The organism is Lutibacter flavus (genome assembly GCF_900188355.1).
GTDB classification, from domain to species: Bacteria; Bacteroidota; Bacteroidia; order Flavobacteriales; family Flavobacteriaceae; genus Lutibacter; species Lutibacter flavus.
On sequence record NZ_FZNX01000006.1, the window covers coordinates 218,646 to 239,117 of the forward strand.

Annotated in this window: 20 protein-coding genes; 8 read left to right on the top strand and 12 right to left on the bottom strand. The window is 29.8% G+C overall.

The genetic code is table 11. The features are described 5' to 3' along the window. Positions 1-40: 40 nt before the first annotated feature. Together queA and CHB63_RS16105 are read right to left on the bottom strand one after the other, a co-directional pair. The gene (gene queA, locus CHB63_RS16100; protein WP_089379506.1) at positions 41-1,090 is read right to left on the bottom strand and encodes a tRNA preQ1(34) S-adenosylmethionine ribosyltransferase-isomerase QueA; all 1,050 of its coding nucleotides are present in this window, start codon (positions 1,088-1,090) and stop codon (positions 41-43) included. Positions 1,091-1,178: 88 nt separating this feature from the next. After that, positions 1,179-2,393 (bottom strand): 3-phosphoshikimate 1-carboxyvinyltransferase, encoded by a 1,215-nt coding sequence (locus CHB63_RS16105; RefSeq protein ID WP_089379507.1) that lies wholly within the window; start codon positions 2,391-2,393, stop codon positions 1,179-1,181. An 85-nt stretch (positions 2,394-2,478) separates the two neighbouring features. Between CHB63_RS16105 and CHB63_RS16110 the strand changes: the two genes are divergently transcribed. Then, positions 2,479-5,586, top strand: coding sequence for a WD40/YVTN/BNR-like repeat-containing protein (locus CHB63_RS16110; protein ID WP_089379508.1), 3,108 nt, complete (start codon positions 2,479-2,481; stop codon positions 5,584-5,586). Positions 5,587-5,664: 78 nt separating this feature from the next. Here CHB63_RS16110 and CHB63_RS16115 read toward each other — a convergent pair whose 3' ends face one another. The 4 genes from CHB63_RS16115 to CHB63_RS16130 all read right to left on the bottom strand — a co-directional run bounded on the left by CHB63_RS16115 (position 5,665) and on the right by CHB63_RS16130 (position 7,371). Continuing rightward, a complete protein-coding gene (locus CHB63_RS16115; protein WP_089379509.1) occupies positions 5,665-5,904 on the bottom strand; it encodes a hypothetical protein in 240 nt (79 codons plus the stop codon). After that, a complete protein-coding gene (locus CHB63_RS16120) occupies positions 5,904-6,230 on the bottom strand; it encodes a nucleotide pyrophosphohydrolase (protein WP_089379510.1) in 327 nt (108 codons plus the stop codon). Before CHB63_RS16120 ends, CHB63_RS16115 begins: the two co-directional genes overlap by 1 nt. A 55-nt stretch (positions 6,231-6,285) precedes the next feature. After that, entirely contained in the window at positions 6,286-6,918 is a 633-nt protein-coding gene (aat, locus tag CHB63_RS16125; RefSeq protein ID WP_089379511.1) for a leucyl/phenylalanyl-tRNA--protein transferase, read from the bottom strand. An 81-nt stretch (positions 6,919-6,999) separates the two neighbouring features. After that, positions 7,000-7,371: a DUF3127 domain-containing protein gene (locus tag CHB63_RS16130; RefSeq protein ID WP_089379512.1), complete on the bottom strand. Its 372-nt coding sequence runs from the start codon at positions 7,369-7,371 to the stop codon at positions 7,000-7,002. 227 nt (positions 7,372-7,598) lie between these two features. On the opposite strand from CHB63_RS16130, the gene CHB63_RS16135 reads away from it, so the two are divergent. Continuing rightward, the gene (locus tag CHB63_RS16135) at positions 7,599-8,747 is read left to right on the top strand and encodes a sensor histidine kinase (protein WP_089379513.1); all 1,149 of its coding nucleotides are present in this window, start codon (positions 7,599-7,601) and stop codon (positions 8,745-8,747) included. A gap of 1 nt (position 8,748) precedes the next feature. On the opposite strand, the gene CHB63_RS16140 is transcribed toward CHB63_RS16135, so the two are convergent. Together CHB63_RS16140 and greA are read right to left on the bottom strand one after the other, a co-directional pair. Beyond that, positions 8,749-9,138, bottom strand: coding sequence for an HIT family protein (locus tag CHB63_RS16140; RefSeq protein WP_089379514.1), 390 nt, complete (start codon positions 9,136-9,138; stop codon positions 8,749-8,751). 165 nt (positions 9,139-9,303) lie between these two features. Then, the gene (gene greA / locus CHB63_RS16145) at positions 9,304-9,780 is read right to left on the bottom strand and encodes a transcription elongation factor GreA (protein WP_089379515.1); all 477 of its coding nucleotides are present in this window, start codon (positions 9,778-9,780) and stop codon (positions 9,304-9,306) included. A 118-nt stretch (positions 9,781-9,898) separates the two neighbouring features. On the opposite strand from greA, the gene CHB63_RS16150 reads away from it, so the two are divergent. The 3 genes from CHB63_RS16150 to purE are packed head-to-tail and all read left to right on the top strand — an operon-like array spanning position 9,899 to position 12,010. After that, positions 9,899-10,318 carry a hypothetical protein gene (locus tag CHB63_RS16150; RefSeq protein WP_089379516.1) on the top strand — a complete coding sequence of 140 codons (420 nt, stop codon included), beginning with the start codon at positions 9,899-9,901 and terminating at the stop codon, positions 10,316-10,318. A 47-nt stretch (positions 10,319-10,365) separates the two neighbouring features. After that, positions 10,366-11,511 (top strand): 5-(carboxyamino)imidazole ribonucleotide synthase, encoded by a 1,146-nt coding sequence (locus tag CHB63_RS16155; protein WP_089379517.1) that lies wholly within the window; start codon positions 10,366-10,368, stop codon positions 11,509-11,511. Positions 11,512-11,518: 7 nt separating this feature from the next. Next, positions 11,519-12,010 (top strand): 5-(carboxyamino)imidazole ribonucleotide mutase, encoded by a 492-nt coding sequence (purE, locus tag CHB63_RS16160; RefSeq protein WP_089379518.1) that lies wholly within the window; start codon positions 11,519-11,521, stop codon positions 12,008-12,010. A 334-nt stretch (positions 12,011-12,344) separates the two neighbouring features. Here purE and CHB63_RS16170 read toward each other — a convergent pair whose 3' ends face one another. Beyond that, positions 12,345-12,527, bottom strand: coding sequence for a hypothetical protein (locus CHB63_RS16170; protein WP_089379520.1), 183 nt, complete (start codon positions 12,525-12,527; stop codon positions 12,345-12,347). Positions 12,528-12,657: 130 nt separating this feature from the next. Between CHB63_RS16170 and CHB63_RS16175 the strand changes: the two genes are divergently transcribed. The 3 genes from CHB63_RS16175 (at position 12,658) to CHB63_RS17225 (ending at position 15,882) form a co-directional block, all read left to right on the top strand. Continuing rightward, positions 12,658-14,688: a M3 family metallopeptidase gene (locus CHB63_RS16175; RefSeq protein ID WP_089379521.1), complete on the top strand. Its 2,031-nt coding sequence runs from the start codon at positions 12,658-12,660 to the stop codon at positions 14,686-14,688. Between the two features lie 453 nt (positions 14,689-15,141). Beyond that, the gene (locus CHB63_RS16180) at positions 15,142-15,639 is read left to right on the top strand and encodes a CAP domain-containing protein (protein WP_089379522.1); all 498 of its coding nucleotides are present in this window, start codon (positions 15,142-15,144) and stop codon (positions 15,637-15,639) included. Between the two features lie 66 nt (positions 15,640-15,705). After that, positions 15,706-15,882, top strand: a complete 177-nt coding sequence (locus tag CHB63_RS17225; RefSeq protein WP_176420421.1) for a hypothetical protein — start codon at positions 15,706-15,708, stop codon at positions 15,880-15,882. Positions 15,883-16,430: 548 nt separating this feature from the next. On the opposite strand, the gene CHB63_RS16185 is transcribed toward CHB63_RS17225, so the two are convergent. The 3 genes from CHB63_RS16185 to CHB63_RS16195 all read right to left on the bottom strand — a co-directional run. Continuing rightward, on the bottom strand, positions 16,431-18,353 hold the full coding sequence (locus tag CHB63_RS16185; RefSeq protein WP_089379523.1) for an OmpA family protein: 1,923 nt from the start codon (positions 18,351-18,353) through the stop codon (positions 16,431-16,433). A 20-nt stretch (positions 18,354-18,373) separates the two neighbouring features. Then, positions 18,374-19,297 (bottom strand): PorP/SprF family type IX secretion system membrane protein, encoded by a 924-nt coding sequence (locus tag CHB63_RS16190; protein WP_089379524.1) that lies wholly within the window; start codon positions 19,295-19,297, stop codon positions 18,374-18,376. Between the two features lie 11 nt (positions 19,298-19,308). Further along, a partial coding sequence (locus tag CHB63_RS16195; protein WP_141107327.1) for a gliding motility-associated C-terminal domain-containing protein occupies positions 19,309-20,472 on the bottom strand: 1,164 nt, incomplete at its 5' end.

Below are 20,472 nucleotides of genomic sequence, written 5' to 3' on the forward strand. Positions count from 1 at the left end.
AAAAGCGGGAATCACAATTCTATAAAATATATAGAATAATTTATATTATTAACATTGCATCTCCGTAAGAATAAAACTTGTATTTTTCTTTAACAGCAACTTCATAAGCTTCCATTAAAAAATCATACCCTGCAAAAGCAGCAGCCATCATCATTAAAGTAGATTTTGGCGTATGAAAGTTTGTAATCATACAATTTGCAATACTAAATTCGTATGGTGGAAAAATAAATTTATTTGTCCAACCGTCATATGAATTTAATCTGCTATTTGAAGAAACAGCACTTTCAATTGCTCTCATAGCAGTTGTTCCTACTGCGCAAACTCTTCTTTTAGAATCAATTGCTTTATTTACTTTATCAGCAGTTTCTTGACTAATTTTAGCTTGTTCCGAATCCATTTTATGCTTAGATAAATCTTCAACTTCAACAGGACTAAAAGTGCCTAAACCAACGTGCAAAGTTACTTCAGCAAAATCAACACCTTTTATTTCTAAACGTTTCATTAAATGCTTAGAAAAATGCAAACCAGCAGTTGGGGCCGCTACAGCACCTTCATGTTTTGCATAAATTGTTTGATAACGCTCCTCATCTGATTCTTCTACCTCTCTTTTTATATATTTTGGTAAAGGAGTTTCTCCTAATTGCTCTAATTTTACTCTAAATTCTTCATAAGAGCCATCGTATAAAAAACGTAAAGTTCTACCTCTAGATGTTGTATTATCAATTACTTCTGCAACCAAGCTTTCATCTTCACCAAAAAATAATTTATTCCCAATTCTAATTTTTCTTGCAGGATCTACTAAAACATCCCAAAGCCTACTTTCTGCATTTAATTCTCTCAATAGAAAAACTTCAATCCGAGCTCCAGTTTTTTCTTTTTCGCCATACATACGAGCTGGAAAAACTTTAGTGTTATTTAATAACATTAAATCACCTTCATCAAAATAATTAATTATGTCTTTAAATTGTTTATGTTCAATTGTTTTTTCCTTTCTATTTAACACCATTAAACGAGACTCATCTCTATGTTCTGCAGGATATTCTGCATATAATTCTTCTGGTAATTCAAATTTAAAATGTGATAATTTCATGTAGTAATTTTATTGAATGAGCGCAAATATACAACATCGGCATAGGCGTTGTCAAGTGATTTTCAATAAAAGTTTGTTTTTTAGATTTTTAACTAGTAATTTGTTCGAAATCTTCCCAAAAATCAGGATACGATTTTGACACCACATTTGGTTCTTCAATATATATAGAAACCTTTATTGCTAGTGGTGCAAAGGCCATTGCCATTCTGTGATCATCATAGGTTGCAATACTTATATTCTCATTAATTTTAGTAGTTGATTTTAAATTTAGTGTTTCGTTGGTAATTAATACAACGCCTCCCAATTTTTCAATTTCATTTTTTAGAGCTACTAATCTATCTGTTTCTTTTATTTTCAGGGTATGAAGGCCTGTTAAATAACATTCGATTCCTAATCCAAAACAAGTAACAACAACTGTTTGGGCAATATCAGGAGCCCCAATTAAATTTAAATTCATCAGTTTTGAAGGATTTAAATTCCCTGTATTTTTCAATGTTATTGAGTTAACTCCAAAGGTAGTTTCAACGCCTAAATTTTCATAAATCTTCGCCAATACAGAATCACCTTGTAAACTGTTTTGTTTATAGGAAGACAACTTTACTTCAGAATTTGGACTTAAAGAAACTAAACTATAATAATAGGAAGCAGAGCTCCAATCCGATTCAACAACTACAGTTTTATTATTAATTATTGGTTTTGGCTGAATTAAAATACTATCATCATCCCAAGAAAGCTCAACTCCTAATTCGGCTAATAAAGTTAATGTCATTTTTATATAAGGAACCGAAGTAACTTCTCCTTTAAACTTTAATCGCAATCCATTATAAAGAGTTGGCGCAATTAAAAGCAATGATGATATATATTGAGAACTTACATTCCCTTCAATTTCAACAAAATCTTTATCTAATTTTTTGCCTGTTATTTTCAGTGGTGGGTACCCTTCTTTTTCCAAATATTCTATCTCTGAACCCAAATCACGTAATGCATCAACCAAAATTTTAATTGGTCTGTTTTTCATTCTGTGCGAACCTGTTAATACAATAACAGAATTCTCCTTAACCGAAAAATAGGAAGTTAAAAATCGCATAGCGGTACCCGCATGTCCTATATTAATTTCGTTTAGAGAACTAGCCAAAGCCTTTTGCATTAGTTTTGAATCATCTGAATTTGAAACATTTTCTATTTTTAAATTCGGGTAAAATTGTTGTAAAACCAATAATCTATTAGACTCACTTTTAGAACCCGTTATTTGAATAGTTCCACCTACAGTTTTATTAATTTTATTGATTTTCAACGACTCCATACTTTGCTTTATTAATAGCTTTAAACAAAAATATTTTTAATAGCTTTACTATTCAATTTATTATAATTCAATTCTTCCAATAATCATGAAAAAATATTTACTGTTAGTAAGCTGTCTTTTTTTTATTTCAGCTCACAAAGTTAATGCACAAAAAATAGTATCCAAATTTAGCGAGCAATATTATAACTCTTTACAATGGAGAAATATTGGTCCGTTTAGAGGTGGTAGAAGTGCTGCCGTTACTGGAGTTCCAAACAAAGCCAATCTTTATTATTTTGGAGCAACTGGTGGTGGTGTTTGGAAAACAACAGACGCAGGAAATACTTGGAGTAATATTTCCGATGGATTTTTTGGCGGTTCCGTTGGTGCAGTTGCAGTGAGCGAATACGATAATAATGTAATTTATGTTGGTAATGGCGAAGTTACAGTTAGAGGAAATGTCTCATCTGGAGATGGTATGTGGAAATCTGTAAATGGTGGTAAAACCTGGCAAAATATAGGATTAAAAAATTCTCGCCATATTCCAAGAGTAAGAATTCATCCTAAAAATCCTGACATTGTATTTGCTGCAGTCTTAGGAGATTTGTACAAATCTAGTGATGAAAGAGGTGTATACAAATCTAAAGATGGAGGGAATTCATGGAAAAAAGTGTTATTTTCAAATGCTGATGCAGGTGCTGTTGATTTAATAATTGACCCAAATAATTCACGTATTTTATATGCTTCAACCTGGAATGTAAGAAGAACTCCATACAGTTTATCAAGTGGTGGTGAAGGTTCTGCAATTTGGAAAAGTACAGATGAAGGAGAAACTTGGACAAATATTTCAACAAATGATGGTTTACCAAAAGGACTTTGGGGAATTAGTGGTATTTCAGTTTCACCAGTAAATTCCGATATTGTTTATGCGCTAATCGAAAACAAAGATGGAGGTATTTACAAATCAACCGATGCAGGAAAAACTTGGAAACTAATTAATAGCGAACGAAAATTACGCCAACGCGCCTGGTACTATACTCGTATTTATGCCGATACACAAGATGAAAATATGGTGTATGTTATGAATGTTCAATACCATCAATCTAAAGATGGTGGAAAAACATTTAAAACTTTTAATGCTCCTCATGGTGATCATCACGATTTATGGATTGCACCGGAAGACAATCAACGCATGATAATTGCAGATGATGGTGGGGCTCAAATAAGTTTTGATGCAGGTGAAAATTGGAGTACAATGATGAATCAGCCTACTTCACAATTTTATAGAGTTGTAACCGATAATCATTTTCCATATAGAATTTATGGAGCGCAACAAGATAATTCCACGATTAGAATTTCTCATCGTACAAATGGAAGATCCATAAGCGAAAGTGATTGGGAAAGCACAGCTGGTGGAGAAAGTGCGCATATTGCTGTAGATCCATTAAATAATGATATTGTTTATGGAGGTAGTTATGGTGGTTTATTAACTCGTGTAAATCATAAAACAGGAGAGCGAAGAGCTATAAATGTTTGGCCAGATGATCCAATGGGACACGGTGCCGAAGATATGAAATATCGTTTTCAGTGGAATTATCCAATCTTCTTTTCTCCACACAATAAAAAGAAATTATACACTGCTTCAAATCATCTTCATGCAACTTATAATGAAGGTCAATCTTTTGAAGTTATAAGCCCTGATTTAACAAGGAATGATCCAAAAACATTAGGCCCATCAGGTGGTCCAATTACTAAAGATAATACTGGTGTTGAATATTACGGAACTATTTTTGCAGCCGTGGAATCTCCTTTTGAAGAGGATTTAATTTGGACAGGATCAGATGATGGTTTGGTATACCTAACAAAAGATGGTGGGGAAAACTGGACAAATGTTACTCCAAAAAAGATGCCTGAATGGATGATGATTAATTGTATTGAAATTGATCCGTTTACAGCTGGAGGAGCATATATTGTAGGAACCAAATATAAATCTGGAGATTACTCTCCATATATTTACAAAACAAAAGATTATGGTAAATCTTGGACATTAATCACAAATGGAATTGCTCCAGAACATTTTACAAGAGCACTACGTTCTGATCCAAAAAGAACAGGATTGTTATATGCAGGAACAGAAAATGGAATGTATATTAGTTTTGACGATGGTTCTAACTGGAATCCTTTTCAATTGAATTTACCAATTGTACCAATTACCGATTTAACTATAAAAAACGATAATTTAATTGCTGCAACGCAAGGAAGATCATTTTGGCTAATTGACGATTTAACACCGCTTCATCAAATAAATAAATCTTTAATTGCTAAGGATAATTTTATTTACAAACCAATGGATAGCTATAGAATGAGCGCTAGTAGTAGAAAATCTAAAACTGCTGGTCAAAATCATCCAGGTGGGGTCTTAATAAATTATTTTGTTAAAAATGTTGAAGAAAACGATACCATAAGTCTGTCGTTTTATGAAACCTCTGGAAAACACATTAAAACTTTTTCATCAATACCAGATGCCGATCAAAAAGAAGAAAAATTAACTGTTGAAAAAGGAGCCAATCAATTTAACTGGAACATGCAATACCCAGATGCTGAAAAAGTAAAAGGTATGATTTTATGGTGGGCATCGTTAAGAGGTCCAAAAGCCTTACCTGGCGATTACACAGTTAAATTAAGTATTAATGGAATCTTAAATTCCGAACAAACTTTCACTTTATTAAAAGATCCTAGAAGTTCAGCTTCCGAAGAAGAACTAAAATCTCAATTTGATTTTATTATTGAAATTCAAGAGAAATTGACTGAAACTCATAAAACACTTAAAAATATAACAAAAATTAAGAATCAGGTTAAACAGTTAAAATCATCTATAACCGATAAAGAAAAAAACAAGGAAATTATTGATTTGGCTGATAAAATTGTAAAGGATTTAACCAAACATGAAAATGAATTGTATCAAACAAAAAGTAAGAGTAATCAGGATCCTTTGAATTTTCCAATTAAATTAAACAACAAATTAGCACATTTAAACTCATTGAGTTCAATTGGAGATTTTAAACCAACAGATCAATCTATTGAATTTAAAAATGAAGTAATAAAGCTTATTGACAATGAATTGGAAAAGGTTTATTCAATTTTTGAATATGATGTTAAGTTATTGAATAAAAAAGTTAAGCAAAGTAATATTGATTTGATTAATTTGAATTAATAGAATAAGTAACGTCATTTCGAAATTAATGAGGGTATGTTTCTCTCTAGAAAGATTTCTTCGTTCCTCGAAATGATGTTACTTTTTTATAAACTTATAATAACCTGCCATAAAAACTCCGTATATAGCAGAAATCATTAGTTGAATTTTTGCAAATTGCTGCCAGGTATCTTTAGAAAAATATTCATCTCGCATTCCAGAAACCCCTCCGTTAGTAAAAATTGACATTACAATTTTTATAATTGAAACAACAACTAAAAAAATAATACCAAAACGTAGAGCTAACTTTATAAATGATTGGTCTTTATATGAACTCATTATTTTAACTTTTTATTATTGTGATGGCGATCGTGATCACGTTTGGTTTTTACATCCATTTTTTTATCAAAAGCCGCTTGTAAATCAATTCCAGTTTGGTTTGCTAAACATAAAACCACAAAAACCACATCAGCTAGTTCTTCTCCTAAATCTTTGTTTTTATCACTTTCTTTTTCGCTTTGCTCACCATATCTTCTTGCAATTATTCGTGCTACCTCCCCAACTTCTTCCGTTAATTGCGCCATATTAGTTAATTCATTAAAATAACGAACTCCGTGTTCCTTTATCCAATTATCAACCGCTAATTGACTATTTTTCAAATCCATATTTTCATTTTTAATTTCAGCTCAAATATAATGAACTTCTAATGATTGTTTTATGCTATTTTAAAAACCCTAGAAATTCTTCCCTAGAAATTTCATCAGCTCCCAAACTAGCTAAATGTTCGTTATAAACCTGACAATCAATTAACTTATAATTTTCTTTTTCCAATTTTTGAACCAGATAAATAAATGCTAATTTTGAGGTATTACTAACTTTACTAAACATACTTTCACCACAAAAAACAGTTCCTAAATCTATTCCGTATAAACCTCCAACTAATTTATTATTTTTCCAAACTTCTACAGATTTAGCAATACCCGCTTTGTGCAATTTAATATAAGCTTGTTGCATTTCATTTGTAATCCAAGTACCTCCTTGCCCCTCTCTTTCAATTGTTTTACAATTTGAAATTACTTCCTCAAAATTCTGATTGAATGTTACATTAAATTCATTTTTTCGAATCACCTGTTTCATGCTTTTTGAAATTTTTAAATCTTCAGGAAACAAAACCATTCTAGGATCCGGACTATACCAAATAATTGGCTCACCTTGATTGTACCAAGGAAAAATTCCACTCTTGTAAGCTAAAAATAATCTTTCTACAGACAAATCTCCGCCAACAGCTAACAAACCATCTTTATTGGCTAAATGAACTGGTGGAAAAACTATTTCTTTTGAAAGGAGAAACATAGATTCTTTTTTACAAATATAAATAAACAAAAAGGAGAAAAGTTTTCACTTTTCTCCTTTTAATATTGTTTAAAAACTTACTTAAAATGGCAAGTCATCTGGTTCACTATCATCAACCTTTGAAGTAGTTTCAAGATTGTCTAGTGGAGCCATTGGAGGAATTTCAGAACCTTCTGCTTGTCCAGCTTCAATTCTCCATCCTTGTATAGAATTAAAATAAACTGCTTTACCTTCAGGATTAATCCATTCTCTACCTCTTAAATTAATAGAAACTTTCACATCTTGCCCTTCTTTATAATTGTCTAATAAATCACATTTATCTTGAACAAACTCTATCATCAACATTTGTGGATATTGTTCGTTTGTAGTAACAACCATTTCTCTTTTTCTAAAACCACTTGCACCAAAAGTTTTAGTTTCATCAATTTTTTTAATTTTCCCTGTAACTTCCATATTTCTAATTATTTCATTAATAGCCCTAAAATAGCACTCATTATTTCGTTTTTCTCTAGATTAGATTTCACAAATGTAATTTTTTTAGCACATCAAACCCAACATATTCTTAATCTAATTTCTTAAACTTATTAACATCAATTTACTTATTCTATTTTATTATTTCACATAAAAATAATATACTCTAAAATTTTTAGTTATAGCAACATATATTTTATATTTGAATAATGGCTTCACATAAAAATTCACAAATAATTCGTTGGGCTGTAATAATAGCATCATTTTTTATTGTTGCGCTTATTTTGTGGAATACTTATGATTTTTTTCAAAAGTTTAAAAGCGAGGAAAGAGCTAAAATGGAAATATTAGCAGGTGCATATGAACGTTTTAGCACCTTAGATTTAAACGCCGATTTTTCTTTAGAAGATAAAATTATTGGGAAAAATAATAATATCCCAATGATTATAACCAATGAAAAAGATAGTATTACAGAATGGGCAAATTTAGATGAACTCAAAACAATAAAACCTGATTATTTAACAAAGCAATTGACTATTATGAAAAGTCAAAATGCTCCACTAATTGTGAGCCACACTAGAGGAAACACTCAACAATTTATTTATTATAGAGACTCAGATTTACTAACAAAATTAAAGTATTATCCAGTTGCTTTAATTTTAATTTTAATTCTATTTGCAAGTGTAATTTATTTATTTTTTAAATCTAATAAAGTAGCAGATCAAAACAAACTTTGGACTGGTATGGCCCGAGAAACTGCACATCAAATTGGAACTCCTTTATCCTCTTTATTAGGGTGGATTGAAATTTTAAGACTCGAAAATACTGATGAGACTACCGTTCAGGAAATAGAAAATGATGTACAACGTTTAAATACAATAGCAGAACGGTTTTCTAAAATAGGTTCAATACCAGTTCTAAAAAAACATAACATTGTTGAAGCAACCAGTAATTCATTCAATTATTTAAAATCAAGAAGCTCAAAACAAGTTGCCTTTAATTTTAAAACAGCTAACCCTGAAATTTATTCAAACATTAACCTTCAACTTTTTAGTTGGGTAATTGAAAATTTAGTTAAAAATGCTATAGATGCAATGGAAGGCAAAGGAAAAATTGCCCTATCTATTATTGAAGATGATAAACACGTGAAAATTAAAATTTCTGATACTGGTAAGGGAATTCCAAAAAATATACAACAAAAAATCTTCTCTCCAGGTTTTACAACAAAAAAAAGAGGCTGGGGATTAGGTTTATCTTTAGCTAAACGTATAATTGAAGATTACCATAATGGTAAAATTTCGGTTTCAAAATCTGAATTAGGAAAAGGAACTACTTTTTTAATAGCCTTAAGAAAATAACCTATAAATTATTGGAAATTGCTTTTGCTATTTTAATAAATTCTTGTGGCTCTAATTTAACTTTTTTATTAAATTGAATATCTTCCATTTCTTGTAATGGAATCAAATGAACATGAACATGTGGTACTTCTAAACCAATTACTGCCATTCCAATTCTTTTGCATGGTACTGCCTCTTCCAAAGCAATTGCAATCTTTCGGGAATAACTCATTAATGAATTATAAGCATCTTCCTCTAAATCAAATAATTTATTTACCTCTTTTTTAGGAACAACTAAAGTGTGTCCTTTTGCATTTGGGTTAATGTCTAAAAAGGCATAAAATTCATCATTTTCTGCTACTTTATAAGATGGAATTTCACCATTTATTATCTTAGTAAATATAGAACTCATAATTTAGATTTTAATCAAAATTAAGAAACCCTTTTTATTTGGAAATCTTATTTTATATTATTGGTCAAATGGAATGCTTAGGAATTTTAAACTTCCAAATTAATTTATTTACTTGCATTTCAATTAACAAACTAAAAAGGGCTTCTCAAAATGTTATATTTAATTTTATGCTCTTGAAATTTCTAGAATTTCAAATTTCATAATCCCATTTGGAACTTGTATTTCAGCAATGTCACCAACTTGTTTACCCAGCAATCCTTTTCCAATAGGTGAATTAACCGCTAATTTTCCTTCTTTAATATTTGTTTCAGAATCTGCAACTAAAGTGTATACAAACTCCATATTATTGGCCGTATTTTTTAATTTCACTTTAGAATGAATCAATATTTTTGATGTATCTAATAATGATTCATCAATAATTCTAGCATTGGAAACTACTTCTTTAAGCTTTGCAATTTTTAACTCTAGCATAGATTGCTCCTCCTTTGCAGCATGGTATTCTGCATTTTCACTTAAATCACCTTTATCCCTAGCTTCCGCAATATCATTACTAACTCTTGGGCGCTCTACATGTTCTAAACGATCTAATTCATCCTTTAGCTTTTTCATTCCTTCCTCAGAATAATACGAAATTTTACTCATAACTTACCATTTTATTAAAGACAAAAAATCTCACAGCTGAAACCAGAATGAGATTTATACAAATGTACAAAATATTTGTAAATTGCAACCGTTAATCAATAAACTTGCTATTATAACTATGCGTAAAATACTTTTATTGTCACTTATAATTTCTTTTTTTTCTTGTGAAAAAAATGAAACAAATGATATTTTACCTGATGTTAATTTTAACATTACAATAAATTTAGATTTACCACAGTATATTAACTTACAAACACCAAGTGGTTGGTCTTATACAAATGGTGGAATTCAAGGGATTATTATTCAAAATACTGGTATTGGGAACCCTCCTTATAAAGCTTTTGAAAGAGCTTGTCCAAATTATGATTGCTCATCACCTATGACATTTGATGGTAGTTTAAAATTAAAATGTACTTGTGACAGTAGTGAATACAGTATTTATGATGGTTCACCACAAACAACTGGCAATTCTCATTTTGCAAGAGAGTACAAAGTTATTAAGATAAATAGTTCAGCTTTAAATATTACCAATTTTTAACTTCTTAATTAAAAACAGATTACTATTTTTGTGCGAAAGATTTAAAAGTGATAAATTATTTCTCCTCAAAATTTAAGTTAGGCGTTTTAGGCGGTGGTCAATTAGGCAAAATGCTATTAAGCGAAACTCAAAAATATGATATTTATACAAGTATTTTAGATGGTGCTAAAGATGCTCCTTGCGCACAAATTTGTAATGAATTTCACCAAGGAAGTCTAATGGATTTTGATACTGTGTATAATTTTGGTAAAAAAGTAGATGTACTTACTATTGAAATTGAACATGTTAATATTGAAGCCCTTTTAAAATTAGAAAAAGAAGGTCTAGAGATTTACCCACAACCAAGTGTTTTACAAATAATACAGCATAAAGGAAGACAAAAAGATTTTTTTGTTAAAAATGGCATTCCAACATCTCCACATAAACGTTTTTCTTCGTTAGCAGCATTAAAAAAAGAAGCATTATCATTCCCATTTGTTTGGAAATCAGCCCAATTTGGATATGATGGCACAGGAGTGAAAATTGTTAAAAATGAAAATGATTTGAATTCTTTAACAAATACAGATTGTATTATTGAAGAATTAATCCCTTTTAAAAATGAATTGGCAGTAATTGTTGCTCGTAATAAAAATGGAGAAATAAAAACGTATCCTGTTGTTGAAATGGAATTTCATCCAGAAGCTAATCAAGTTGAGTATGTTATTTGTCCGGCAAGAATCTCTGATGATGTTGCAAAAAAAGCTAAGGATATAGCTTTAAACGTGGCTGAGTCTTTTAAACATATTGGCTTGTTGGCTGTTGAACTATTTCAAACTGAAAACGATGATATTTTAGTAAATGAAGTTGCTCCAAGAACACATAATAGCGGTCATTATAGTATTGAAGCGTCATACACAAGTCAGTTTGAACAACATTTAAGAAGCATTTTAAACCTTCCTTTAGGAAATACAGCTAGCAAAGTTGCTGGAATTATGGTAAATTTAGTAGGTGAAGAAGGTTTTTCAGGCGATGTTGTTTATGAAAATATGGAAGAAATTTTAAAAATGGATGGTGTAACACCACATATTTACGGTAAAAAACAAACGCATCCTTTTAGAAAAATGGGACACGTTACTGTTGTAAATAACAATTTAGATGAAGCGAGAAAAATTGCTGAAAAAGTAAAAAACACAATAAGAGTAATAAGTAAATAATAGAATTATGAGCAAAGTAGGAATAATAATGGGAAGCGATTCTGATCTTCCAATTATGCAACAAGCAATAGATATTTTAAAAAGTTTTGATATTGAAACTGAAGTTGACATTGTATCAGCACATAGAACTCCTGAAAAATTGTTCGACTATGCTAAAAATGCACATCTACGCGGATTATCAGTGATAATTGCTGGTGCAGGAGGCGCAGCGCATTTACCAGGAATGGTGGCTTCTATGAGTCCACTACCAGTTATTGGTGTTCCAGTAAAATCGAGAAATTCAATTGATGGTTGGGATTCTGTTTTATCTATTCTTCAAATGCCTGGCGGTGTACCAGTTGCAACTGTAGCTCTTGATGGTGCGAAAAATGCTGGAATATTAGCTGCTCAAATTATTGGAAGCTCCGACAAATGTGTTCTTGACAAAATTATTCTATACAAAGAAGGTTTAAAAATTAAAGTTAATAAAGCCGCAGAAAAGCTTAAAAACCAATTATAAAAAAACACTAATTTTTGGAACAATAATTTCTCCCTTTTTATTCTTATAACAAAAATTAGGAATTATAGTATTTATAGGTAATTTCTTAGTTTTATTTTTTACTTTTTTTAATTCTTTTAAATAAAATTTCGTTCTCTTTTTTTTAAAAATTGCAGTTTGCATAATACATTCCTTTTTCATTTATACAACGCATAAACCAATTGAAAATTACATTACTTTTTAAAATTTTAAACAATTTAACATATAAAAAATTAGTATACTTTTATGACACATAAACTTTATTAAACACATTGTGTAATGCCTTTGTATGAACAATAATATTAAAGCTTTAAAACTAATCCATAATATTAGTTTTTGGGAATTCAATTTCTTCTTTATGATTAATAAAGTTAAAATTTGGTGTTAATGTATTAATTTCTAATTTGGTAATATTATTTAGCATTCTATTTATATAATCATTTATTAATTCCAGATCCATTTCTTCATCAGTTTTAATTATCATAGCTTTTCTTTTCATAATTTATTAGAAAACTTTAAATAATTCATTTAAAGCCATTTATCACTATAATTTTATGACACTTTACTTTTAAAAAAGTCACTTTTTATAATACCTTTGTTAAAAAAATATTCACACTTATTTTTTAAATATGAAAAATCCTTTATTAGAAAAATTTAAAACTAGCTTTTCAACGGTTCCGTTTTCAATTATAAAAAACAAGCATTTTAAACCTGCTTTTATTGAAGCAATTAATAGTGCAAAAAAAGAAATTGACTCAATTACAAATAATAAAAGTGTTCCAACCTATAATAACACAATTGAAGCTTTGGAATTTAGTGGTCAAAATTTAGATACAATTTCAAGAATTTTCTTTAATTTAAATTCAGCAGAAACAAATGATGAAATTCAGAAAATTGCCCAAGAAGTTTCACCAATGCTATCTGAATTTGCAAATGACATTACTTTAAACGAACACCTTTTTAAAAGAGTTCAATTAATTTATGACATAAAAGATGAGCTTAATTTAACTCCTGAGCAAGATATGTTATTAACTAATAAATATAAAGGTTTTGTTAGAAATGGGGCTAATCTTAATGAGGATAAGAAATCCGAATTAAGAATAATTGATGCTGAACTTTCTAAGTTAAAATTAAAATTTGGAGAAAATGTTCTTGCCGAAACAAATAAGTTTGAACTACATTTAACAAAAAAGAGTCAATTAAAAGGATTACCCGATAGCGCTATTGAAGCAGCCGAATTAACTGCCAAACAGAAAGAAAAAGAGGGATGGGTTTTCACATTGGATTATCCAAGCTATGTTCCATTTATGACTTATGCTGATGATAGAGAGTTAAGAAAAAAAATGGCTTTGGCTTTTGGTGCAAAAGCATTTCAAAATGATAAATTTGACAATCAACAAATAGTTTTAGACCTTGTTAACAAACGTTATAAAAGAGCCACTTTATTAGGATATAAGTCACACTCTCATTTTGTTTTAGAAGAAAGAATGGCTGAAAAACCAGAAAATGTAATTACCTTTTTAAATGACTTACTTGTTAAAGCAAAACCTGCTGCCAAGTCAGAATTTAATCGACTTGCCGAAATAGCAGAAAAAGATGGAGTTTCTCAATTAGAAAAATGGGATAGCGCTTATTATTCAGAAAAATTGAAAAAAGAAATTTTTAATCTGGAAGAAGAAAAATTGAAACCCTATTTTAAGTTGGAGAATGCAATTGATGGTGTTTTTCAAATTTCAAATAAATTGTATGATTTAAATTTTGAAGAAATATTTACCATTGATAAATACCATGAAGATGTTAAAACTTATAAAGTAACAGATACTAGCGGTAATTACATTTCTATTTTATATGCAGATTTTTTTCCAAGAAAAGGAAAAAGAAATGGTGCCTGGATGACTTCTTTTAAAGGACAATGGAAAAAAGATAACGAAAATTCCAGACCTCATATTTCAATTGTATGTAACTTTACCAAACCAACAACTACAAAACCTTCATTATTAACTTTTAATGAAGTTACAACCTTGTTTCACGAATTTGGACACGCGCTACATGGAATGTTGGCAAACACAACATACCCTAGTTTATCTGGCACAAATGTTTATTGGGATTTTGTTGAACTTCCAAGTCAACTATTAGAAAATTGGTGTTATGAAAAAGAAGCTTTAAACTTATTTGCAAGACATTTTGAAACAAATGAGTTAATACCTATGGAATTAATTGACAAAATTAAAAAATCTTCAAACTTTTTAGAAGGAATGCATACGCTTCGTCAAATAAGTTTTGGAATTTTAGATATGGAATGGCATAGTAAAAACCCAGCTAAAATAAAAAATGTAAAAGATTTTGAAACAGCAACCTTTAAAAATACACAGCTCTATCCAAACGTTAAAGAAAATTGTATGAGTACTTCTTTTTCCCATATTTTTCAAGGTGGATATTCATCTGGTTATTACTCTTATAAATGGGCCGAAGTTTTAGATGCTGATGCATTTGCCATGTTTTTAGAAAATGGCATTTTTGATAAAGAAACTTCTGAAAAATTTAAATGCAATGTCTTAGAAAAAGGAGGAACTATAAAACCTATGGATTTATATATTTCATTTAGAGGAAAAAAACCTTCAAATAATGCTTTACTAAAACGTGCAGGTTTATTAAAATAATACTATACTTCTAATCTAAAAAGCGAATTTTTGATGAAATTCACTTTTTTTATGTGCTTTTTTTGTAAACAAACGGCTTGTTTTTATTAATAAACGGTAATGTTTTTCCTTACAAATTAACTGAAAAACAATATAAAATTACCGTTTTAACTAACAAATGGTATGTTTTTGCATATAAATGGTAAATTTATATGATTTTTGTTTTTTTTATTAAACTTAATTTGTACTTTAGTAGTGTTAAAATAAATAACCCCAACAACCCTAGTATGATTTATTATTCAAGTAAACAGCAAATGAAGTTCTTATCAAACCCCCACTATGTGATAAGAAATCTAAATCAACAAGTTTATTTTTAACGTAGTAAACTTGTTGATTTTAAAATCAAAATATTAATAAGAATTAATTTTTAATGTAGGAAATAAAATAATATCAACCCCACAAACCCCCACAGTTATGAAACCCCTCTTTACAATATTATTGATATCTACTTTATTCTTTTCTTGTGCACCTAACGAAGACGATTTAAATCTATATGACGAAGCAACTAATGAAGTTATTTCTACTTCCGTTGAATATTCAAGTATCGAATTAGAAATTTTAGATATTGTCAACAACTATAGAGTAAGTGAAAACCTTTCTAAACTACAAACTCTCAATATAATTTCCAATGTTGCAAATGAACATACAAATTATATGATACAAACGGGTGAGGTAAGTCATGCCAATTTTAACCTGAGAGCTCAAAATTTAATTACTAATGCTAAAGCAAAATCAGTTTCAGAAAATATTGCTTATGGATATAGTTCAGCTCAAGCAGTTTTTAATGGATGGCTTAATAGCGAAAGTCATAAAAAAATAATGGACAATCCTAACTTTACACATTTTGGTATTTCTTCAGGTTCTGATATTCAAGGAAGAAATTACTTCACACATATATTTATAGAAAGATAAAACGATTATAATTTCCCCACAATAACTATTTTTTAATGAATCATTTAAATTAAAAACCTCAGTACTATGAAAGAAGCAGCAAGTTTACAAAATTTCGAAAAACAAGCGCACCTTAAAGTTGTGAAAAACTCATTAAAAAAGAAGAGTGCTAATATCAAAATGTATATTAACACTTTAACTCCTGGTTTTTCTTATACTAATCATAAAGGAGAAACCATAGTCAATAATTTTGGAGTGTTGTAAAATAAGCAGTCAGATATAATTTCTTGAGAAAATGTTGTTCCCACAACGGTAGTATAAATCAAGTCATTTATGCCCGGCTGCCCATTTTATTTCATTTTAAGGTTTTAAAAGGATTGCTTTCATTAATTAAAGCCTACTTCGTAATCATTTTATATTGTTTGAGATTTTTTTAGTTAATATTTCAAAACCCTTCAAAAAAAAACCATAATTAGAATTATGGTTTTTTTATAATAAGCAGCCGCAAATAATTTCTTGAGAAAATTGTCGTCCCCACAACGGTAGTATAAATCAAGTAAATATATTGTACGACTGCCTTTTCTATTTTATATTAAGACTTTAAATTGAACTCTTTTATTTATGCTCAATTTACTAAAATCTTTTATTATTGAATTTTTATTTAGTTAATATTTCAAAACTCGTCAAATAAAAAAACGTAATTCGAATTATAGTTTTTTTATAATAAGCAGCCGCAAATAATTTCTTGAGAAAATTGTCGTCCCCACAACGGTAGTATAAATCAAGTAAATATATTGTACGACTGCCTTTTTCTATTTCATTTTTATTATAATAAATTCAGTTCTTCTATTTAATTGATGCTCCTGCTCAGAACATCTAACACCATTTGAACATTTGTTTACCAATTGGGATTCTCCAAAACCTTCAAATTTAGTAATTCTTGATGAATCTATACCTCCTTTAGAAATAATATATTCATATGTTGATTTTGCTCTATTATTTGATAACACCATATTATAATCATCATTTGCTCTACTATCGGTATGTGACTCAAGTCTAATTACCATTTCTGGATACTTATTCATCAAGGCAACAACTTTATCTAATTCAATAGCGGCATCTGGTCTTATATTATACTTATCCAGATCAAAATAAATAGTCTCTAAATCTGCCAAAATAACAACATCTTCTATTGGTTTCATTGGAATATTTAGATCTACAATAATTTCTTTTTCCTTTTCTAATCCAAAAGAACTAAATTGTTTAGTAACATCCTGATATTTTTCTTTTGATCCTTTTAACACAAATTTTTCATCCCTTGGAATCAAATGCTCATAAGCTCCATCTTCTTCAGTAATAAAATATGTTATTTCTTCACCATTTTCTCGAGTTAATAAAACTTTAGCTCCTGCAACAGGTTCATTATTTACATCGTCAAAAATTTGTCCTTTTAATGTCAATGGCGGAATTCTTGTAAATGCATAAATATCATCACCTCCAGCTCCTCCTTTTCTATTGGAAGAAATATAACCCTCACGACCTTCATTTAATAAATAATATGCAAAATCGTCTTTTTTACTGTTAATTGGCTCTCCTAAGTTTATAACATTAACAATCGTATTATTTTCATCTTTAACTGATACAAAAACGTCTAATAAACCCATACCCACATGACCATCGGATGAAAAATACAATGTACCTTCTTCCTGATAAACAAATGGAAAGACTTCATTTCCTTCAGTATTTATTATATTACCTAAATTAACTGGAGTACCTAAGGTACCACCTTCTAAAACATCGGAAACATAAATATCTGTCCCACCAATTCCTCCAGGCATATCTGAGGCAAAATATAATTTTTTTCCATCTTCACTAAGCGAAGGATGATAAACAATATAATTTGGATTATTCAAGCTAGTTGGCTTAACATTGTCCCATTTTCCATTAATTAAATCTGCAGTGTAAATACCAACATGCATAATTCCTTTTTCATCATTTATCTTCTTAGCTTCATGATAATTGTTTCTAGAAAAATACATTTTAGTTCCAGCTTTATTAAATGCAGCAGGACCATCATGATGAATCGAATTTACCTCTCCACCTATTTGAATTGTTGATTCAACAGAACCTCCTTCTTTACTGACTTTATAAATATCTAATAAAGGCTGTTTATCCCATGCATATAACCTTTTTATTGAAACACCTTCATCTCTGGAAGAACTAAAAATAATATCATCATTTAAATTCACAGCTCCAAATTCATTAAACTCTGTATTTATCGGTAATTTTTTTAATGTGTTTTTTTCAGAAGCATTAAAAATAGCACTTGCCAGATCATCATTTTTAAAGAAACTTTTTACTCTGGAGTCCTGCTCATTTCCAGATTCTTTATACTTTTTCATCCAAACTTTAGAAGCTTCATAATCTCCAGCCGCTCTTAGTGTTTGAGCATAGTATAAAAAATATTCAGAAGGAACATTCTTTTGTTTTACCACTTCCTTATAAATTGGCAGTGCTTTTTCCGGCTGACGCAACATAATATATGCATCTGCCAATTTACGCATCGAATAAAATTCATTAAAACTTGTATCAACTAACTTCTCATAAGTATTAATCGCTTTTACAAATGAAAAGTTATTAAATTGTCTTTCAGCTCTCTTTTGTTTTGCAGTTTGACCAAATGAGGATGCACCTATTAAAACAAAGGCTATAAATAAAATTTTTATATTTTTCATAATATTCATCTTTGATTTGGTTAAAAATATCTTGGAGATTTTTGTTTGTTCTTAAGGAATCTAAATTCATACATTAACAAAATTTCGTGAGACCCTGATGTATAAGGTCTAATTTCTCCAGTCGGAATTTCATAAGTATATCCAACTCTAAATTGATCTGAAACTTGAAAATCCACAAGTGCACCAATTGCATTTTGATCTCCATTAAATCTATAAGACCCCCCTAACCAAAACTTCTCATTAAACAAAAAGTTAGCTGTTAAGTCTGTAGAAATTGGAGCTCCTTTTGTGTATTTCATCATAAATGATGGCTTTAGTTTTAAAGTTTCACTTAAATCAATAACATATCCTCCAATTGCATAGTAGTGAACTCGTTCCAGAGCTGCATACTCAGTTTCATTATTTAAATCGTGGTTTATAAGTTTTGGAATAGACAAACCTGCATACCATTTATTAGAATGCAATAAAATACCTGCTCCAAAATTTGAATTCCATCTATTTAATTTTTCACTAAAATAAGGGTCTTGATTTACTTCATTTGCGTTATATAATTCTTCAGCTAATTTATAATAAGTCATACCAGCTTTTAAACCAAAACTTAAATTTACTTCTTCACTTGCCTGTAATGTGTATGAAAAATCTGCAAATGCATATGTGAAATTTTCATAACCAGATTTATCATTAATTAATGACATCCCTAATCCGATTTTTTCATTTCTCAGTGGAGAATGTATTGATAAAGTTTGAGTTTGTGGCCCACCATCAAATCCAGCCCACTGATTTCTATTTAACCCAACAATACTAAGTGCATCCCTGCTACCAGCATATGCCGGATTAATTGCAATTGTATTATACATATATTGAGTAAACTGTGGTAATTGCTGGGCGTTAGAATATTCTAACCCTAAAACCAATATTGCTATTATTAAAATGACACGTTTCATAGTCTTGTATTTTAGTTAGTTCCTAAATAAATATATCCTGTTATTGGTTTAAAACCACTATTTAACACATTAACAATATAATAGTAAGTTCCTGTTGGTAATGTAGTGCTAGAACCTATAGTAGAACCACCTGTATTTGCATATCCTCTCCAATTATTTTGATAATTATTTGATTGATAGACCATTTTTCCCCATCTATTAAATATTTGAATATCAAATGTAAATCCACAACCTTCTACTCCAGTTATTTCAAACTGATCATTAAATCCATCATTGTTAGAAGTTACTACTTTTGAAATTTCCAAATCACCTGTTGAACATGCTAATACAAAACAAGGTTTTGCCACAGTTAAATAAGAAACAACTTCACATTTTCCAACTGTTACTGTGTATATAAAATTAAACTCCAATGGTTCAACTTGGTCTACAATAAATTCTCCAATATTGAAATTAGGATTATCTCCATTCATACCTTCACCACTCCATTCTCCACCAGGATAAGCTTCAGCTATATCTAGTAATTCAGAAAGATTAATAGATTCCAAATTTTCTACATTATCTGCATACCTTATATCTGCACAAATATCAACAACTTTGGTTTCAGGCTCCACAACAACTTCAGTAATTATTACACTTTCACTTGTTGCTGAACATCCATTATCTGAATCTGTTATAATTACACTGTATGAGCCTGGCTCAGTAACAACTATTGTTTCTGATTCTTCTCCAGTACTCCATAAATAACTTGCTGAACCTTGCACTGTTGATTCCAGAATTAAAGTCACAGATGTATTTAAACAAGTCAATTCTTCATCTCCTGAAATGCTAACCATCACCGTTGGGTCACTAATATTTTGAGTTACAGTTACAGTTTCAGAATCTGAGCACCCTGTATCATTATTAGTTACCGTTACGGTATAATCTCCTGGGCTATCTACATTTATAGATGCAGTTCCATCACCCGTACCCCATATAAAACTTACATTAGTTCCTTGAACTGTTGATTCACTTGCATTTAAAGTGACACTTGTAGTTGTACAAGTCAATTCTTCATTGCCTGTAATTACTGCAACTACAACTGTATTGTCTTGTTCTACTGTTAAACTTGTTGTTGCTGAACACCCATTATCTGAATCGGTTACTGTAACTTCATAATCACCAGGCGTTGTTACATC